Genomic DNA, 16,925 nt, shown 5'->3' with positions numbered 1-16,925 from the left:
TTTGTGCGGGTAGTCTGAAGGGACCTGCTCAGCACCACACACCGGGAGTGCCAGTGGCACGCGTCGTAGTCGACGTCATGCTCAAGCCGGAGATCCTCGACCCCCAGGGCCAGGCGGTGCAGCGCGCACTGCCGCGGCTGGGTTTCGACGGGATCTCGGACGTCCGCCAGGGAAAGCGTTTCGAACTGGAAGTTGACGGGCCGGTCGACGAGGCCGCCCTCGCCCGCATTCATGATCTTGCGGAGTCCTTCCTCGCGAACACCGTGATCGAGGACTTCACGATCCGGGTCGAGGAAGTCGCGGAGGCCGCGAAGTGACCGCTCGTATCGGCGTCGTCACTTTTCCCGGCAGCCTGGACGACCGTGACACCCAGCGCGCGATCCGCGTCGCCGGCGCCGAGCCGGTCGCCCTCTGGCACAAGGACAAGGACCTCAAGCAGGTCGACGCCGTGGTGCTGTGCGGTGGTTTCTCCTACGGCGACTATCTGCGCGCCGGGGCCATCGCCCGTTTCTCGCCGGTGATGGAGCCCCTGCTGGAGCAGGCGAAGGCGGGTCTGCCGGTGCTCGGCATCTGCAACGGCTTCCAGATCCTCACCGAGGCCCACCTGCTGCCCGGCACCATGCTGCGCAACGACCACCTGCACTTCATCTGCCGTGACCAGAAGCTGCGGGTGGAGAACGCCGAGACCGCCTGGACCACCGACTACTCGGCCGGCCAGGAGATCCACATCCCGCTGAAGAACAACGACGGGCAGTACGTCGCCGACGCGTACACGCTCGACCAGCTGGAGGCCGAGGGCCGCGTCGCCTTCCGGTACCTGGACTTCAACCCCAACGGCTCGCAGCGCGACATCGCCGGGGTCACCAACGAGGCCGGCAACGTGGTCGGCCTCATGCCGCACCCCGAGCACGCCGTCGAGCCGCTGATCGGCACCGGCCGCACCGACGGCCTCCCGTTCTTCACCTCGATCCTCAAGAAGCTGGTCAACGCATGAGCCGGACGCCTCTGGACACGGTCGAGCACGCGGCCGCGACCCCCGACGTCGAGCTGCCCTGGGCCGAGCTGGGCCTGAAGAAGGACGAGTACGAGAGGGTCGTCGAGATCCTCGGCCGCCGCCCCACCGGCGCGGAGCTGGCCATGTACTCGGTGATGTGGTCGGAGCACTGCTCGTACAAGAGCAGCAAGGTCCACCTGCGCCAGTTCGGCGAGAAGGCCCCCGAGTCCGACGCGATGCTCGTCGGCATCGGCGAGAACGCCGGTGTCGTCGACGTCGGCCAGGGCTACGCGGTCACCTTCAAGGTCGAGTCGCACAACCACCCCTCCTACGTCGAGCCCTACCAGGGCGCGGCCACGGGCGTCGGCGGCATCGTCCGCGACATCATCGCGATGGGCGCCCGCCCGGTCGCGGTCGTCGACCCGCTGCGCTTCGGCGCGGCCGACCACCCCGACACCAAGCGCGTCCTGCCGGGCGTCGTCGCGGGCATCGGCGGCTACGGCAACTGCCTGGGCCTGCCCAACATCGGCGGCGAGGTCGTCTTCGACGCCTGCTACCAGGGCAACCCGCTGGTCAACGCCGGTGCCATCGGCGTCATGCGGCACGAGGACATCCACCTCGCGAAGGCCTCCGGCGCCGGCAACAAGGTCATCCTCTACGGGGCCCGGACCGGCGGCGACGGCATCGGCGGCGCCTCGATCCTGGCCTCCGAGACCTTCGACGACGCCAAGCCGAGCAAGCGCCCGGCCGTGCAGGTCGGCGACCCCTTCCAGGAGAAGCTCCTCATCGAGTGCACCCTGGAGGCCTTCGCCGAGAAGCTGGTCGTCGGCATCCAGGACCTCGGCGCGGCGGGCCTGTCCTGCGCGACGAGCGAGCTGGCGTCCAACGGCTCCGGCGGCATGCGCGTCACCCTCGACGACGTGCCCCTGCGCGACTCCACGCTCTCGCCCGAGGAAATCCTCATGAGCGAGTCGCAGGAACGCATGTGCGCGGTCGTCGAGCCGGAGAAGGTCGACCGCTTCCTGGAGATCTGCGAGAAGTGGGACGTCATCGCCACCGTCATCGGTGAGGTGACCGACGGCGACCGCCTGGAGATCTACTGGCACGGCGGCAAGATCGTCGACGTCGACCCGCGCACGGTCGCCCACGAGGGCCCGGTCTACGAGCGCCCCTACGCCCGCCCGTCCTGGCAGGACGAGCTGCAGGCCGACGACGCCAACAAGCTGCCGCGGCCGGCGACGTCCGAGGAGCTGAAGGACCAGGTCCTGAAGCTGGTCGGCTCCCCGAACCAGGCCTCCAAGTCCTGGATCACCAGCCAGTACGACCACTTCGTGCAGGGCAACACCGTCCTCGCCCAGCCCGAGGACTCCGGCATGATCCGGATCGACGAGGAGACCGGCCTGGGCGTGGCCATCGCCACGGACGGCAACGGCCGGTACGCCAAGCTCGACCCGTACCACGGCGCCCAGCTGGCCCTGGCGGAGGCGTACCGCAACGTCGCCACCACCGGCGCCAAGCCGCTCGCGGTCTCCGACTGCCTGAACTTCGGCTCGCCCGAGGACCCGGCGGTGATGTGGCAGTTCGCGGAGGCCGTGCGCGGTCTGGCGGACGCCTGCCAGCAGCTCGGCACCCCGGTGACCGGCGGCAACGTCTCCCTCTACAACCAGACGGGCGAGGCCGCCATCCACCCGACCCCGGTCGTCGCGGTCCTCGGCGTCATCGACGACGTGGCCCGCCGCACGCCGGTCGCCTTCCAGGAGGAGGGCCAGCTGCTGTACCTCCTCGGTGACACCCGCGAGGAGTTCGGCGGCTCGGCCTGGTCGCAGGTCGTCCACGACCACCTCGGCGGTCTGCCCCCGAAGGTCGACCTGGAGCGCGAGCGCCTGCTGGCCGACATCCTGATCTCCGCCTCCCGCGACGGCATGATCGACTCCGCGCACGACCTGTCCGACGGCGGTCTGATCCAGGCGGTCGTCGAGTCGGCCCTGCTCGGCGGCAAGGGCGCCCGCCTGATCGTCCCGGACGGTCTGGACGCCTTCACCTTCCTGTTCTCCGAGTCGGCGGGCCGCGCGGTCGTGGCCGTACCGCGCTCGGAGGAGGTCCGCTTCAACGACATGTGCGGTGCGCGGGGCCTGCCCGTCACCCGCATCGGTGTCGTGGACGGTGACACCGTGGACGTCCAGGGCGAGTTCGTGCTCCCCCTGGCGGAGCTGCGCGAGGCGCACGAGAACACGATCCCGGCGCTGCTGAAGTAGGCGACCGCTCCGAAGCCCCCGCTCCGGCCCACCCGGTGCGGGGGCTTCGCCGTGCACGGACGGACGGGCCTCTTGCGCGAGATTACGTAGTTCCGTAATATCTGGGGAATGGAACTGGAACAGCGTGTTGCCGACCTCGAACGTCGGCTGGCGGATCTGGAAGGCACCCGGCGCCCCGGTCCTCGCATCGACGAGGGTGACTTCTGGGCTCTGCACGGGCTGAAGGAACAGCTGTCCGAGGCGGGGGCGGCCGACGGCGGTGTCCTCTACACCGGCTCCGTAGGCCTGCCGACGGGCGAGGAGTACGCCTGGCAGATGACCGTGCCCACGGAGGAGTTGCTGGACGACGACTGGACCACGGCCGCCGAGCCGTTCGCGGCCCTCGGCCACCCGGTCCGCCTCCGGCTCCTGCGCGAGATCCTCGGCGGCCGGCGCACCGCCGCCGAACTCGCCGATCTGGACGAGACCGGCACGACCGGCCAGATCTACCACCACCTGCGCCAGCTCACCGCCACGGGCTGGCTGCACACCAGCGGCCGGGGCCGCTACGAGGTGCCGCCGGAGCGGGTCGTACCGCTGCTGGTGGCACTGGCGACGGCCCGTCCGTAGCCGAGCCGGGGGCCGGGGAGGGGCGCCGAGACGGATCCGGTGTCACAGGCCGCACTTAGGCTGGCCACCATGCCCCCGGCCAAGAAGCGCACCCGCAGCTACGACCCGGTCAAGATCCGCACGGCGGTGCTCACCCAGTTCGGGCACCTACGGGCCGCTGTCGCCGGCCTCACGCCCGAGCAGCTCGCCCTGCCCACCCGGCTCGGCGACTGGACCGTACGGGAGCTCGCGGCCCACGTGACCATGGCCGTGGAGAGCGTCAGCCGCAACCTCGACCGGGAGGAGCCCGCGAAAGCGGAGCTCACCGTCGTCGACTGGCCCTTCGCCACGGCAGCCCGAGCCGGGGACATCGACGACGGCACCCGTCGGCTGGCCGAGACCCACCCCGACCTCGACGCCCTGTTCGCCGAGACGGCGCAGCGCTTGGCCGGCAAGCTCGAGGACGCCCCCGGCACCCGCCTCCTGGCCACCCGGACGGGTGCCATGACCCTCGCCGACCACCTCGTCACCCGCACCGTCGAACTCGTCGTCCACACCGACGACCTCAACGCCGCCGTCCCCGGCCCGGACATCCCCTACGACCGTCAGGCCCTGGCCGCCTGCACCCGCGTCCTGGCCGACGCGCTCGCCGCGAAGGCACCCGGCGGCTCGACGGAGGTACGGGTGCCGCCGTACGCGGTGGTGCAGTGCGTGGCGGGGCCGCGGCACACCCGGGGCACCCCGCCCAACGTCGTCGAGACGGACCCGCTGACGTGGATCCGGCTCGCGACCGGACGCACGGATTGGGCGCAGGCCCTGCGGAACGCCGAGGTCAGCGCCAGCGGGGAGCGCGCGGACCTGTCCGCGTGGCTGCCCCTGATGCGATAAGGGGAACCGATCCCCCCGGGTCGCCCGTCGAAGTGGCATGGACAGGCAGAAGCAGCGCATGACCCTGACGGCCGCCGCCATGCTCGTCCCGCTCCTGGCGGCCTGCGGCGGCGAGAAGGCGGGCAGCGGCAGCGACTCGGTAGGCACCGGCAAGCCGATCACCGGCGTGCGGTGGAACGTGGACAGCGTCACCGCGGACGGCAGGACGCAGAAGGCTCCGGCCGGTGCCCATGTGACCATCCACAAGGGCCGGGCCGAGGGCAGCCTCGGCTGCAACCACTTCAGCGCCGAGGCCACCGTCGACGGCGACCGCGTCCGGCTCGGCAGGACCAGGGCCACGGAGATGGCCTGCGAGGGCACGCCCGCCGCGTTCGAGACGACCCTCGCGAGGACCTTCTCGGACCAGGAGCTGACGGCGAAGACGCACGACGACCGTCTCACCCTCACCACCGGCGAGGGCGACACCGTCCGCCTGACCAAGGCGGAGGACGCCCCGCTGGCCGGCACCACATGGACCGTCACGACCCCGGACGCCGACGGCCGGGCCCACCTCACCTTCGACGAGAAGAAGGGCACCGTCTCCGGCAGGCTCGGCTGCAACAAGGTGAACGCCGAGGCCACGGTCCGCGACGGCCATATCACCCTCGGCCCGCCCGCCACGACCCGAATGATGTGCGAAGACTCACTCATGGACGTCGAGAAGAAGCTGCTGCGTCTTTTCGACGGACAGCTGAAGTACGCAGTCGATCATCAAACTCTTACGCTGACCAGCGAAAACGGTACGAGTGTGCGAGCGGTCGCCGGGCGGTGATCCACCGGAAAGTCCGGTATCCCCAATTCGGACCAGTGGTCGACCTCGCCTACACTCGGTGGCGTGCCACGTGGTGACGGACGACTCAACCACGACCTGCTCCCCGGTGAGAAGGGCCCCCAGGACGCTTGTGGCGTCTTCGGTGTCTGGGCTCCGGGCGAAGAGGTCGCCAAGCTCACGTACTTCGGGCTCTACGCCCTCCAGCATCGAGGCCAGGAATCCGCGGGAATCGCGGTCAGCAACGGCTCACAGATCCTCGTCTTCAAGGACATGGGCCTGGTTTCCCAGGTCTTCGACGAGACCTCCCTCGGTTCGCTCCAGGGTCACATCGCGGTCGGTCACGCCCGCTACTCGACCACCGGTGCCTCCGTCTGGGAGAACGCCCAGCCGACCTTCCGCGCGACCGGACACGGCTCCATCGCGCTCGGCCACAACGGCAATCTCGTCAACACCGCCCAGCTCGCCGAGATGGTCGCCGACCTGCCCAAGCAGGAGGGCGGGCGGACCCCGCGCGTCGCGGCGACCAACGACACCGACCTGCTCACCGCGCTCCTCGCGGCCCAGGTCGACGAGGACGGCAAGCCGCTGACCATCGAGGAGGCCGCCCACACGGTCCTCCCGCAGGTCAAGGGAGCCTTCTCGCTCGTCTTCATGGACGAGCACACCCTGTACGCGGCCCGCGACCCGCAGGGCATCCGCCCGCTGGTCCTCGGCCGTCTGGAGCGCGGCTGGGTCGTCGCCTCCGAGTCCGCCGCCCTCGACATCTGCGGCGCCTCGTACGTCCGCGAGATCGAGCCGGGCGAGTTCGTCGCCATCGACGAGAACGGCCTGCGGACCTCCCGATTCGCGGACGCGAAGCCCAAGGGCTGTGTCTTCGAGTACGTGTACCTGGCCCGCCCCGACACCGACATCGCCGGCCGGAACGTGTACCTCTCCCGCGTGGAGATGGGCCGCAAGCTCGCCAAGGAAGCCCCGGTCGAGGCCGACCTGGTCATAGCGACGCCCGAGTCCGGCACCCCCGCCGCCATCGGCTACGCGGAGGCCTCCGGCATCCCCTTCGGCAACGGCCTGGTCAAGAACGCCTACGTCGGCCGGACCTTCATCCAGCCCTCGCAGACCATCCGCCAGCTGGGCATCCGCCTGAAGCTGAACCCGCTGAAGGAAGTCATCAAGGGCAAGCGCCTGGTCGTCGTCGACGACTCGATCGTGCGCGGCAACACCCAGCGGGCCCTGGTCCGCATGCTCCGCGAGGCGGGCGCCGCCGAGGTCCACATCCGGATCTCCTCGCCCCCGGTGAAGTGGCCCTGCTTCTTCGGCATCGACTTCGCCACCCGCGCCGAGCTCATCGCCAACGGCATGACGATCGACGAGATCGGCACCTCCCTGGGCGCCGACTCCCTGGCCTACATCTCCATCGACGGCATGATCGAGGCGACCACCATCGCCAAGCCGAACCTGTGCCGCGCCTGCTTCGACGGCGAGTACCCGATGGAGCTCCCGGACCCCGAGCTGCTCGGCAAGCAGCTGCTGGAGACGGAGCTGGCCGCCGGCCCGGCCGCCACGGCCGCCGCCGACGCGATCCGCCGCCCGTAAGACGGCCCGTACCACCTGCCGTACAACACGAAGGTTCTCATCGTCATGCCTGACACAACTGGTGCCAGCTACGCAGCCGCGGGCGTCGACATCGAAGCGGGCGACCGCGCCGTCGAACTGATGAAGGAGTGGGTGAAGAAGGCCCAGCGCCCCGAGGTCCTCGGCGGCCTCGGCGGCTTCGCCGGCCTCTTCGACGCCTCCGCCCTGAAGAACTACGAGCGGCCGCTGCTCGCCTCCGCCACGGACGGCGTCGGCACCAAGGTCGACATCGCCCGCCAGCTGGGCGTCTACGACTCCATCGGCCACGACCTGGTCGCGATGGTCATGGACGACATCGTGGTCTGCGGTGCCGAACCGCTGTTCATGACCGACTACATCTGCGTCGGCAAGGTCCACCCCGAGCGGGTCGCCGCCATCGTCAAGGGCATCGCCGAGGGCTGTGTACTGGCCGGATGCGCCCTGGTCGGCGGCGAGACGGCCGAACACCCGGGCCTGCTGGGCGAGGACGACTTCGACGTCGCCGGCGCCGGTACGGGCGTCGTGGAGGCCGACCGGCTGCTCGGCGCCGATCGCATCCGCACGGGTGACGCGGTGATCGCCATGGCGTCCTCCGGGCTTCACTCGAACGGGTACTCCCTCGTCCGCCACGTCCTGCTGAACCAGGCCGGTCTGGCACTGGACGCGCACAGGGAGGAGCTGGGCCGCACCCTCGGCGAGGAGCTGCTCGAGCCCACCAAGATCTACTCGCTGGACTGCCTGGCCCTGATGCGCACCACCGAGGTGCACGCTTTCAGCCACATCACCGGCGGCGGTCTGGCGGCCAACCTCGCCCGGGTCATCCCCGACGACCTGCACGCCGTCGTCGACCGCTCCACCTGGACCCCGGCCCCGATCTTCGACCTGGTCGGCCGCACGGGCAGCGTCGAGCGCCTGGAGCTCGAGAAGACCCTGAACATGGGCGTCGGCATGATCGCGATCGTGCCGCAGGAGTCCGTGGACGTGGCCCTGGCGACCCTCGCCGACCGCGGCGTGGACGCCTGGGTGGCCGGAGAGATCACCAACCGGGGCGAGCACACCACTGGTGCCGCCCTGATCGGTGACTACGCGAGCTGAAGCACGGGGCCTCGGCCCTGCAGGCAGCACAGAACCCGGTCGGTGACCGGAGTCACCGACCGGGTGAGTGCACTAGTGCAGGGTCAAGCGCCGCGACGATGCTGCGAGGACTGGCCGTCCTCGTCGTCGTCGTCCTCGTAGAGGTCGGCGTACCGTGCGTACAGGTCGTCGTCCTCATCGTCTTCGAACGGCTCGCCGTTAGGCGGCTGCGGATTCGAAGGCGATGCACCCAGCTCCTCGGCCAGGCGTGAGAGGTCAGTCCCACCGCTGTTGTACTTCAGCTGGCGGGCGACCTTCGTCTGCTTGGCCTTGGCCCGGCCGCGCCCCATGGCTCGACCCCCTCAACGACGGGGCTCGACGGCCCCAGAGTCTTGACACGCGTTCATGGTCCGGCACGGACTCTCCGCGGAGAGACCGGTCCGTAGGGCTTCCACGGTACCTGAGCCCGCGCCCATACGGTACGTCGCCCGCATGACGTGCCCGCGCCCAGGACCTTCGAGGCGCCCCGTCCTCGCTGGTCAACCGCGATTTTAACCACTTATCGGCGGTCGACCCGCCGGTAGAAGTGAGAGTTCTCTCTAACTGCCCACCGACGGGTACCGGCCAAACGTACGAGGCGCCCGGGATCAGCCCGCCGTCACCGGGCCCGGCGGGCCCGGGCTGCGTCGTGCATCCGCTGCTCGGCGATCCGGTCGGCCGCCGCGGCCGGCGGAATGCCGTCCTCCTTCGCACGTGCGAATATGGCCAGCGTGGTGTCGAAGATCTTCGACGCCTTCGCCTTGCACCGCTCGAAGTCGAAGCCGTGCAGCTCGTCGGCGACCTGGATGACCCCGCCGGCGTTCACGACGTAGTCCGGCGCGTAGAGGATCCCGCGGTCGGCGAGGTCCTTCTCCACACCCGGGTGGGCGAGCTGGTTGTTGGCGGCGCCGCAGACCACCTTGGCGGTGAGCGCGGGCACGGTGTCGTCGTTCAGGGCCCCGCCGAGGGCGCAGGGGGCGTAGATGTCGAGGCCCTCGGCGCGGATCAGGGTCGCGGTGTCGGCGACGGCCGTGACGCCGGTCGGGTGCGCGGCGAGGATCCGGCCCACGGCGTCCTCGCGCACGTCCGTGATCACGACCTCGGCGCCCTCGGCCCGCAGGTGCTCCACCAGGTGGTGGCCGACCTTGCCGACGCCCGCGATGCCGACCTTGCGGCCGCGCAGCGAGGGGTCGCCCCACAGGTGCTGCGCGGAGGCGCGCATGCCCTGGTAGACGCCGTAGGCGGTGAGGACGGAGGAGTCCCCGGCGCCGCCGTTCTCGGGGGAGCGGCCGGTCGTCCAGCGGCACTCGCGGGCCACGACGTCCATGTCGGCCACGTACGTACCGACGTCGCAGGCGGTGACGTACCGGCCGCCGAGCGAGGCCACGAACCGGCCGTAGGCGAGGAGCAGCTCCTCGCTCTTGATCTTCTCCGGGTCGCCGATGATCACGGCCTTGCCGCCGCCGTGGTCGAGACCGGCCATGGCGTTCTTGTACGACATCCCGCGGGCGAGGTTCAGGGCGTCGGCGACGGCCTCGGCCTCGTTCGCGTAGGGGTAGAAGCGCGTACCGCCGAGCGCGGGGCCCAGGGCGGTGGAGTGGAGGGCGATGACGGCCTTGAGGCCGCTCGCGCGGTCCTGGCAGAGCACGACTTGCTCATGTCCGCCCTGGTCCGAGTGGAACAGGGTGTGCAGTACATCAGCAGGTGCGCCGATTACGTCGGTCACTGTGGTGACTCCTGAGTAAGTTGCGGCGGGTGGAGACCAGCTCCCGTGTGGGTGGCGGGGGCTGTTGAGCATGAGATTAGAGCCTGCCGGGCCCGCCGACCGCACCGTGCACAGGATCCCCTCCGACCGGAGTACACCCGTGCGACGATTTGCATAGATTTCCCGCGCGATCGTAAGCGGGTTCCGCAGGTTTTCGCGGCGGCGCGCGGGGGAGGGAGCAGGCGTGCCCAAGGTGACCTCGGTGATCGTCCCCTACGCGACCTACCTGCGCGTGTACGAACCGCTGGCCGCCTTCCCCGAGCCGGAGCGCAGCCAGTGGGCCCGCTACGCCCGCCGGACCGACCGTCCCACCTACCAGGACGAACTGCGCCGTGCCTTGGCCGACTTGGCACCCGTCCCGCCGGTCCCGGTACCGGTGCACGAGAGCGAGGACGCCTTCGTGCTGGAGGTCGACGGCGTCGTCTGCGTCTGCCCGTGGCGCACCCGGCTGCGCGGCTGGCTGGCCCTGGACGAGCTCGCCGAGGAGCTCCCCCGGCCGGTCATGGACGCCGTCCTGCCGCCCGTCCTGCGGCACCAGGCGGCCCAGGACTACGAGCGCTGGCTGGCCATCAATCCGGACGCCCGGCCGTGGATCCGTACGGCCACCTGGCAGGTGCCGATCAACTGGTTCGTCCTGGTCTCCGACGAGGAGCGCGAGTACGACAGCGGCGCCCCGGCCGGCGGCCCCCCGGTGCTGCGCTACCGCACACCCATGGTCCAGGCCCGTCGGCGGGTGGCCCGGGGTCTGCGCGCCCTGAAGGAGGCCATGGACGAGGGGCCCCTGATCGACGGCCTGACGGACGTCGGGCGCTGGCTCGAGGAGTTCCACCCGCGTTCCCTCGTGGAACTGGACTACGGCGGTCTGGTGCACGCGCTGCCGGCGGGGATGCTGGAGGACGATCATTCGGCCGCGGACGTGGCCGAGGGCATCGCCGCCCTGCGCCGGGGCGACGGGGAGGCCGCAGGGAAGGCGTACGCCCGGCTCGTGGAGCGCTGGCGTTCCGTGCGGGATCTCCGGTCGGCCAACTGAGCCGTGACCTTGATCTCCGTACACACCGCTCGCCTTCGGTCACGAACTGACGTTTGACGAACCGCCCGATTTGGGGTTTCGTCCTCGCACCGAGTTCCTGAAGCGGGACGTGCGTCTCCTGAGGCTTCGTCAACAAGGGACGTAGGGCCCGATCCGGGCAGACCTCTCATGTAGGCCAAGCGTGACGGACTACACGTACGAGGCTCTTGCGTCCCTTGCCCCCCCTCATGCCAAAATAGGACAAGGAGTCCGGGGAGGGCTCCTTCCGTCCCATGGTGATGCACTATGGGTGGAATCTCAGCATTGCACGCTTTGGGGGGTCTCGTGACTTCCTGATCACCCTGTGACTGATCGTCACAGCGGTGTGACTGTCCGCTATGGCATGGTCCATCGGCTTCCGTCGCTGATGAACACCTGGAGGGGCAATTCCATCGGTTTGGCCGACGCGGCTGGACAGATGGTGTAGTTGTAGTGCCGAGGACAAGCCGTTCGTCCTATAACCGACTCGACTCGCGTCCGCCATTTCGGGCAACGCGGGTCAAGGTGCAGAATTTAGAGGAAAGAACCGAGAAGGTTCGGTTCTCCCGAGGAGGCCGCTCATGACCGCTCGCACCCCTGATGCCGAGCCGCTGCTGACCCCGGCTGAGGTCGCCACCATGTTCCGCGTGGACCCGAAGACGGTCACGCGGTGGGCGAAGGCCGGCAAGCTCACGTCGATCCGCACGCTCGGCGGGCATCGGCGCTACCGCGAGGCCGAGGTCCGCGCTCTGCTCGCGGGCATCCCGCAGCAGCGCAGCGAGGCCTGAACAACTGAATAACCGGGCACAACCGGCTGGTCCCCCACTGGTCGCGGTGCCCGGAACCGCAGCTCCAAGCGACGCGGGATCCTGCCCCAACAGGGCCCACGCCCACGCCAGTCAGAGCTTCTCAGGCATACAACAGGGTGCGTCGTCGATCGCGCTGGACTCCGCCGGGTCCAGCGCGATCTTTTTTGTGTGCCCGCGACGGTTCTTCCGTTCCGGCTGTGAGCGGCCGTGTAGGAGCCTGGGGAGGGGTGTCGGATCCCCGGTGCGCGACACCCCGGACAAGGTGCAATTGCACATATTAAATTGACCCCTTGTAGGCGGGGTGTAAGTAACCCACTTTCCAAAACTCATGCGGTGACACCCGTCACATACCGCGCGGCTTGTTGGCTCCGCCTCAGGTGCGGTAGAGGAGCCCCCCTCTCCAGCGTCCAACGCACGTACGGGTGTTGGGGCCGCTCGTGGATCAAGCCGGCGTCGGGCTCTCGTCCTCCCGGGGACCGGGCGGCGCGGACTCCATCGCCAGCCGCAACAGCCGATGGCAGATCGGACAGTGCCGTGTGAGGTGCCGGTACGACGACGCGGCCGACAGGTGCGCACGGAGCAGAGCCCGCGTCTCGTGCCTGGCCACTGCCGCCATACGCCACCTCCCGGAGGCCGCACGGGGAACGGCCCTGGTTCTGGGGTACCGACGGATTGAGGGGGCGTCAAGACGGCGTGTGGGAGCCCGAGGGCGTACGCGGAGGCCAGGCACACGAAAGAGGCCCGGTTCTCGAAGCCGGGGCACTGTACGGGGATCCGGGCCTTGAGGTCCGGGCACAACACGAACGCCCGGACCGGAAGGCCCGGACGCAACGAAAAGAGCCGGATCCGAAGATCCGGCTCTTTCTCACTGCGGTCCTGACGGGATTTGAACCCGCGGCCTCCACCTTGACAGGGTGGCGAGCACTCCAAACTGCTCCACAGGACCAGGTTTCGCGGCGCTATTCGTGCGTTGCGCTGCGAGAAGAGACTGTACAGGAGGGTGAGCCCCGGGTCGAACTCACCCAGCGTGCCGATCCCGTCACGGCACCGCCGCATCGATCGCCTTCACGATCCGCTTGTCGGAGACGGGGTACGCCGTGCCCAGCGCATGGGCGAAATAGCTCACCCGGAGCTCCTCGATCATCCACCGGATGTCCAGCACCGACGACGGGACCGGCCGGCCCTGCGGCAGCTGCTCCAGCAGCCAGGCGTACTCGTCCCGCATCTCGTGGATCTTCTGCATCCGCGTGGTGTCCCGCTGGACGTTCGTCGGCATCTGCTGCAGCCGCCGGTCGGCCGCCACCAGATAGCGCATCAGGTCCGGCAGGCGCCGCAGCCCCGCCTCCGTCACGAAGCCCGGCCTCACGAGGGCGTCCAGCTGCCCCCGTACGTCCTGCAGGTTCGCCAGCAGCGCCGGGCTGCGTACGGCCTTCAGACGCCGCTCACAGGCCTGCCAGGCCGCCAGGACCTGCTGCACCCGGTCCACCGTACGCACGGTCGTGTCGACGATCTCGGCCCGCACCTTGTCGTACAGCTTCCGGTACGACTCCTCGTCCCACGCCGGTCCGCCGAAGTCCCCGATCAGCTTGTCGGCGGCGGCCATCGCGCAGTCGTCGAACAGAGCCTGGACCGAACCGTGCGGGTTGGCGGACAGGGCCAGCTTCTGCGCGTTCGTCAGGCGATCGCTCGCGAATTTCGCCGGATTCACCGGGATGTTGCGCAGGATCAGCCGGCGCGTGCCCTTCCACATCGCCTGCGCCTGCTCCGCCTCCGTGTCGAAGAGACGCACGGAGACCATGTCGCCGTCGTCGACCAGCGCCGGATACGCCTTCACCGGCTGACCGGCCCGACGCGTCTCGAAGACCCGGGTGAGCGTGCCGATCGTCCAGTCCGTCAGGCCCGAGCGCTCCAGCGACTCACCGCCGGAGCGCTCCGCGGTCGCCGCGGCCGCCTGGGAGAGCGCCTTGCGGGCCCTCGGGCGCAGCTTGAGCTTCAGCGCCTCCAGGTCCTTGTCCTCGGCCAGTTTGCGGCGCCGCTCGTCCACGATCCGGAACGTGATCTTCAAATGGTCGGGGACCCTGGACAGGTCGAAGTCGTCCGCCTCGAAGGGCACGCCGACCATGAGCCGCAGCTCACGCGTCATGGTCGAGGTGAGGGGCTCCTGGAGAGGCACGGCCCGGTCCAGGAACGCCTTCGCGAAGTTCGGCGCGGGGACGTAGTTCCGCCGGATCGGCTTGGGCAGGGACCGGATCAGCTCCGTCACCAGCTCCTCACGCAACCCCGGGATCTGCCAGTCGAAGCCCTCGTCCGTGACCTGATTGAGGACCTGGAGCGGGATGTGCACGGTCACGCCGTCGGCGTCCGCCCCCGGCTCGAACTGGTACGTCACCCGGAACTTCAGATTCCCCTGCCGCCACGAGTCCGGGTAGTCGGCCTTGGTGACCTCGCCCGCCTTCTCGTTGATGAGCATCTCGCGCTCGAAGTCGAGAAAGTCCGGCTGCTCGTGCCGCTTGCGCTTCCACCACGAGTCGAAGTGGGCACCGGAGACCACGTGTTCGGGAATCCGCTGGTCGTAGAAGTCGAACAGGGTCTCGTCGTCGACCAGGATGTCCCGGCGCCGCGCCCGGTGCTCCAGCTCCTCGACCTCCGTGAGGAGGCGGCGATTGTCCGAGAAGAACTTGTGGTGCGTACGCCAGTCGCCCTCCACCAGCGCGTTCCGGATGAACAGCTCACGGCTGACCTCCGGGTCGATCCGCCCGTAGTTGACCTTCCGCTGCGCCACGATCGGCACGCCGTACAGCGTGACCTTCTCGTACGCCATCACCGCGGCCTGGTCCTTCTCCCAGTGCGGCTCGCTGTACGTGCGCTTGACGAGGTGCGCGGCCAGCGGCTCGACCCACTCGGGCTCGATCCTCGCGTTGACGCGGGCCCAGAGGCGGGAGGTCTCGACGAGCTCGGCGGACATCACGAAACGCGGGGGCTTCTTGAAGAGCGCCGAGCCGGGGAAGACCGCGAACTTGGCGTTCCGGGCGCCCACATACTCGTTCTTCGCGCCGTCCTTCACGTCCTTCATACCGATGTGCGACAGCAGACCGGCCAGCAGGGACAGATGGATGCGGTCGGCCGGGGCGTCGTCCTCGTTCAGATGGATCCCCATCTGCTTCGCCACCGTGCGCAACTGCGTGTAGATGTCCTGCCATTCACGAATGCGAAGGAAATTGAGGTACTCCTGCTTGCACATCCGGCGGAACGACGACGACCCACGCTCCTTCTGCTGCTCGCGCAGATAACGCCACAGGTTGAGGTACGCCAGGAAGTCGCTGGTCTCGTCCTTGAAACGGGCGTGCTGCTGATCGGCCTGCGCCTGCTTGTCCGCCGGACGCTCACGCGGGTCCTGGATGGACAACGCGGCGGCTATCACCATGACCTCACGCACACAGCCGTTCCGGTCCGCCTCCAGGACCATCCGGGCCAGCCGCGGGTCGACCGGCAGCTGCGCCAGCTTGCGACCGGTCTCCGTCAGCCGCTTGCGCGGGTCCTTCTGCGCCGGGTCGAGCGCGTTCAGCTCCTGCAGCAACTGGACACCATCGCGGATGTTGCGGTGGTCCGGCGGGTCGATGAAGGGGAACTTCTCGATGTCGCCGAGGCCGGCCGCGGTCATCTGCAGGATGACGGAGGCGAGGTTCGTCCGGAGGATCTCCGCATCCGTGAACTCCGGCCGGGCGTTGAAATCATCCTCGCTGTACAACCGGATGCAGATGCCGTCGGACGTACGACCACAGCGCCCCTTGCGCTGGTTGGCACTCGCCTGCGAGACCGGCTCGATGGGCAGCCGCTGGACCTTCGTGCGATGGCTGTACCGCGAGATCCGCGCGAAGCCGGGGTCGATCACGTACTTGATACCCGGGACGGTCAGCGACGTCTCGGCGACATTCGTGGCCAGAACGATCCTGCGGCCCGTGTGCTGCTGGAAGACCCGGTGCTGCTCCGCATGCGAGAGCCGGGCGTACAGCGGCAGGATCTCCGTGAACCGGTAGTTCTTCCTGGTGAGGGCATCGGCCGTGTCCCGGATCTCCCGCTCACCGGAGAGGAAGACGAGGATGTCCCCCTGCCCCTCCCTCTGAAGCTCCTCCACGGCATCGGTGATCGCCGTGATCTGATCACGGTCGGCGTCCTCGCCGTCCTCCTCCAGCAGCGGCCGGTAACGGACCTCCACCGGGTACGTACGGCCGCTGACCTCGATGATCGGCGCGTCGCCGAAATGCCGCGAGAACCGCTCGGGGTCGATCGTGGCCGACGTGATGACGACCTTGAGGTCGGGACGCTTCGGCAGCAGCTGGGCAAGGTACCCCAGCAGGAAGTCGATGTTGAGAGACCGCTCGTGCGCCTCGTCGATGATGATCGTGTCGTACGCGCGCAGCTCACGGTCGGTCTGGATCTCCGCCAGCAGGATGCCGTCCGTCATCAGCTTGACGAAGGTGGCGTCCGGATCGACCTGATCCGTGAAACGCACCTTCCAGCCCACGGCCTCGCCGAGCGGGGTGTCCAGCTCCTCGGCGACCCGCTCGGCGACCGTCCGGGCCGCGATCCTGCGCGGCTGCGTGTGCCCGATCATGCCCCGCACGCCGCGTCCCAGTTCAAGACAGATCTTGGGAATCTGCGTCGTCTTGCCGGACCCCGTCTCACCCGCGACGATCACGACCTGGTGATCGCGAATGGCGTCGGCGATCGCGTCCTTCCGCTGGCTGACCGGCAGCTGCTCGGGATACGTGACCTCGGGCACGAGAGCACGCCGACCGGCCATCCGCTCCTCGGCCCTGGCGACCTCCGCCTCGATCTCGGCGAGCACAGCGGCCCGCGCCTCCGGCTTACGGATCTTGCGCGCACCTTCGAGCCTGCGCCCGAGCCGATGCGCATCGCGCAGCGACAACTCGGTCAGGCGGGGGGCGAGGGCGCCGAGGGCGGGGGCAGGGTGCGTAGACATACGGGATCCAGGATCTCATCCCCCGCAAAACAGAGGCGAACGGATTTCGACCAGAGCGC

General features: G+C 69.2%; 14 protein-coding genes and 1 tRNA gene. 10 read left to right on the top strand and 5 right to left on the bottom strand.

The genetic code is table 11. The annotated features are described in order from the left end of the window. Positions 1-53 precede the first annotated feature (53 nt). The 8 genes from purS to purM all read left to right on the top strand — a co-directional run bounded on the left by purS (position 54) and on the right by purM (position 8,242). Entirely contained in the window at positions 54-317 is a 264-nt protein-coding gene (gene purS, locus AB0F04_RS28695) for a phosphoribosylformylglycinamidine synthase subunit PurS (protein WP_031137820.1), read from the top strand. Continuing rightward, positions 314-994, top strand: coding sequence for a phosphoribosylformylglycinamidine synthase subunit PurQ (gene purQ, locus AB0F04_RS28690; RefSeq protein WP_358562934.1), 681 nt, complete (start codon positions 314-316; stop codon positions 992-994). The genes purS and purQ overlap by 4 nt, the downstream gene beginning before the upstream one ends. Then, positions 991-3,249 carry a phosphoribosylformylglycinamidine synthase subunit PurL gene (gene purL, locus AB0F04_RS28685; RefSeq protein ID WP_362046387.1) on the top strand — a complete coding sequence of 753 codons (2,259 nt, stop codon included), beginning with the start codon at positions 991-993 and terminating at the stop codon, positions 3,247-3,249. The genes purQ and purL overlap by 4 nt, the downstream gene beginning before the upstream one ends. A gap of 108 nt (positions 3,250-3,357) precedes the next feature. Continuing rightward, positions 3,358-3,858: a helix-turn-helix domain-containing protein gene (locus AB0F04_RS28680; RefSeq protein WP_362046384.1), complete on the top strand. Its 501-nt coding sequence runs from the start codon at positions 3,358-3,360 to the stop codon at positions 3,856-3,858. A 69-nt stretch (positions 3,859-3,927) separates the two neighbouring features. After that, complete coding sequence (locus tag AB0F04_RS28675) at positions 3,928-4,725, top strand: sterol carrier family protein (RefSeq protein ID WP_362046381.1); 798 nt, start codon at positions 3,928-3,930, stop codon at positions 4,723-4,725. 37 nt (positions 4,726-4,762) lie between these two features. Beyond that, positions 4,763-5,536 (top strand): META domain-containing protein, encoded by a 774-nt coding sequence (locus tag AB0F04_RS28670; protein ID WP_362046378.1) that lies wholly within the window; start codon positions 4,763-4,765, stop codon positions 5,534-5,536. A 63-nt stretch (positions 5,537-5,599) separates the two neighbouring features. After that, on the top strand, positions 5,600-7,129 hold the full coding sequence (gene purF, locus AB0F04_RS28665) for an amidophosphoribosyltransferase (protein ID WP_362046375.1): 1,530 nt from the start codon (positions 5,600-5,602) through the stop codon (positions 7,127-7,129). Between the two features lie 45 nt (positions 7,130-7,174). Next, a complete protein-coding gene (gene purM / locus AB0F04_RS28660) occupies positions 7,175-8,242 on the top strand; it encodes a phosphoribosylformylglycinamidine cyclo-ligase (protein WP_362046372.1) in 1,068 nt (355 codons plus the stop codon). 83 nt (positions 8,243-8,325) lie between these two features. Here the strand turns inward: purM and AB0F04_RS28655 are convergent, their stop codons facing one another. Next, positions 8,326-8,571, bottom strand: coding sequence for a DUF3073 domain-containing protein (locus AB0F04_RS28655; protein ID WP_053669978.1), 246 nt, complete (start codon positions 8,569-8,571; stop codon positions 8,326-8,328). Between the two features lie 308 nt (positions 8,572-8,879). Beyond that, entirely contained in the window at positions 8,880-9,986 is a 1,107-nt protein-coding gene (locus AB0F04_RS28650; protein ID WP_362046369.1) for a Glu/Leu/Phe/Val dehydrogenase dimerization domain-containing protein, read from the bottom strand. 223 nt (positions 9,987-10,209) lie between these two features. On the opposite strand from AB0F04_RS28650, the gene AB0F04_RS28645 reads away from it, so the two are divergent. Together AB0F04_RS28645 and bldC are read left to right on the top strand one after the other, a co-directional pair. Continuing rightward, positions 10,210-11,055, top strand: a complete 846-nt coding sequence (locus tag AB0F04_RS28645) for a hypothetical protein (RefSeq protein WP_362046366.1) — start codon at positions 10,210-10,212, stop codon at positions 11,053-11,055. 599 nt (positions 11,056-11,654) lie between these two features. Further along, complete coding sequence (bldC, locus tag AB0F04_RS28640) at positions 11,655-11,861, top strand: developmental transcriptional regulator BldC (RefSeq protein WP_003949541.1); 207 nt, start codon at positions 11,655-11,657, stop codon at positions 11,859-11,861. Positions 11,862-12,324: 463 nt separating this feature from the next. Here bldC and AB0F04_RS28635 read toward each other — a convergent pair whose 3' ends face one another. From AB0F04_RS28635 to hrpA, 3 genes are all read right to left on the bottom strand, one after another. Next, positions 12,325-12,498 (bottom strand): DUF6274 family protein, encoded by a 174-nt coding sequence (locus AB0F04_RS28635; protein WP_362046363.1) that lies wholly within the window; start codon positions 12,496-12,498, stop codon positions 12,325-12,327. A gap of 255 nt (positions 12,499-12,753) precedes the next feature. Further along, positions 12,754-12,828: transfer RNA gene (locus AB0F04_RS28630), tRNA-Asp, on the bottom strand. A gap of 93 nt (positions 12,829-12,921) precedes the next feature. After that, positions 12,922-16,866 carry an ATP-dependent RNA helicase HrpA gene (hrpA, locus tag AB0F04_RS28625; protein ID WP_362046360.1) on the bottom strand — a complete coding sequence of 1,315 codons (3,945 nt, stop codon included), beginning with the start codon at positions 16,864-16,866 and terminating at the stop codon, positions 12,922-12,924. Positions 16,867-16,925 lie beyond the last annotated feature (59 nt).

Origin of the sequence: Streptomyces sp. NPDC029041 (assembly GCF_040637515.1) — a bacterium.
Taxonomy (GTDB): Bacteria; Actinomycetota; Actinomycetes; order Streptomycetales; family Streptomycetaceae; genus Streptomyces.
This window is presented reverse-complemented; position numbering and strand designations above follow the sequence as displayed.

Coding starts and splice junctions, on each gene's coding strand:
- purL (WP_362046387.1), top strand. CDS start 991: ATGAGCCGGACGCCTCTGGACACGGTCGAGCACGCGGCCGCGACCCCC.
- AB0F04_RS28680 (WP_362046384.1), top strand. CDS start 3,358: ATGGAACTGGAACAGCGTGTTGCCGACCTCGAACGTCGGCTGGCGGAT.
- AB0F04_RS28675 (WP_362046381.1), top strand. CDS start 3,928: ATGCCCCCGGCCAAGAAGCGCACCCGCAGCTACGACCCGGTCAAGATC.
- AB0F04_RS28670 (WP_362046378.1), top strand. CDS start 4,763: ATGGACAGGCAGAAGCAGCGCATGACCCTGACGGCCGCCGCCATGCTC.
- purM (WP_362046372.1), top strand. CDS start 7,175: ATGCCTGACACAACTGGTGCCAGCTACGCAGCCGCGGGCGTCGACATC.
- AB0F04_RS28655 (WP_053669978.1), bottom strand. CDS start 8,571: ATGGGGCGCGGCCGGGCCAAGGCCAAGCAGACGAAGGTCGCCCGCCAG.
- bldC (WP_003949541.1), top strand. CDS start 11,655: ATGACCGCTCGCACCCCTGATGCCGAGCCGCTGCTGACCCCGGCTGAG.
- AB0F04_RS28635 (WP_362046363.1), bottom strand. CDS start 12,498: ATGGCGGCAGTGGCCAGGCACGAGACGCGGGCTCTGCTCCGTGCGCAC.
- hrpA (WP_362046360.1), bottom strand. CDS start 16,866: ATGTCTACGCACCCTGCCCCCGCCCTCGGCGCCCTCGCCCCCCGCCTG.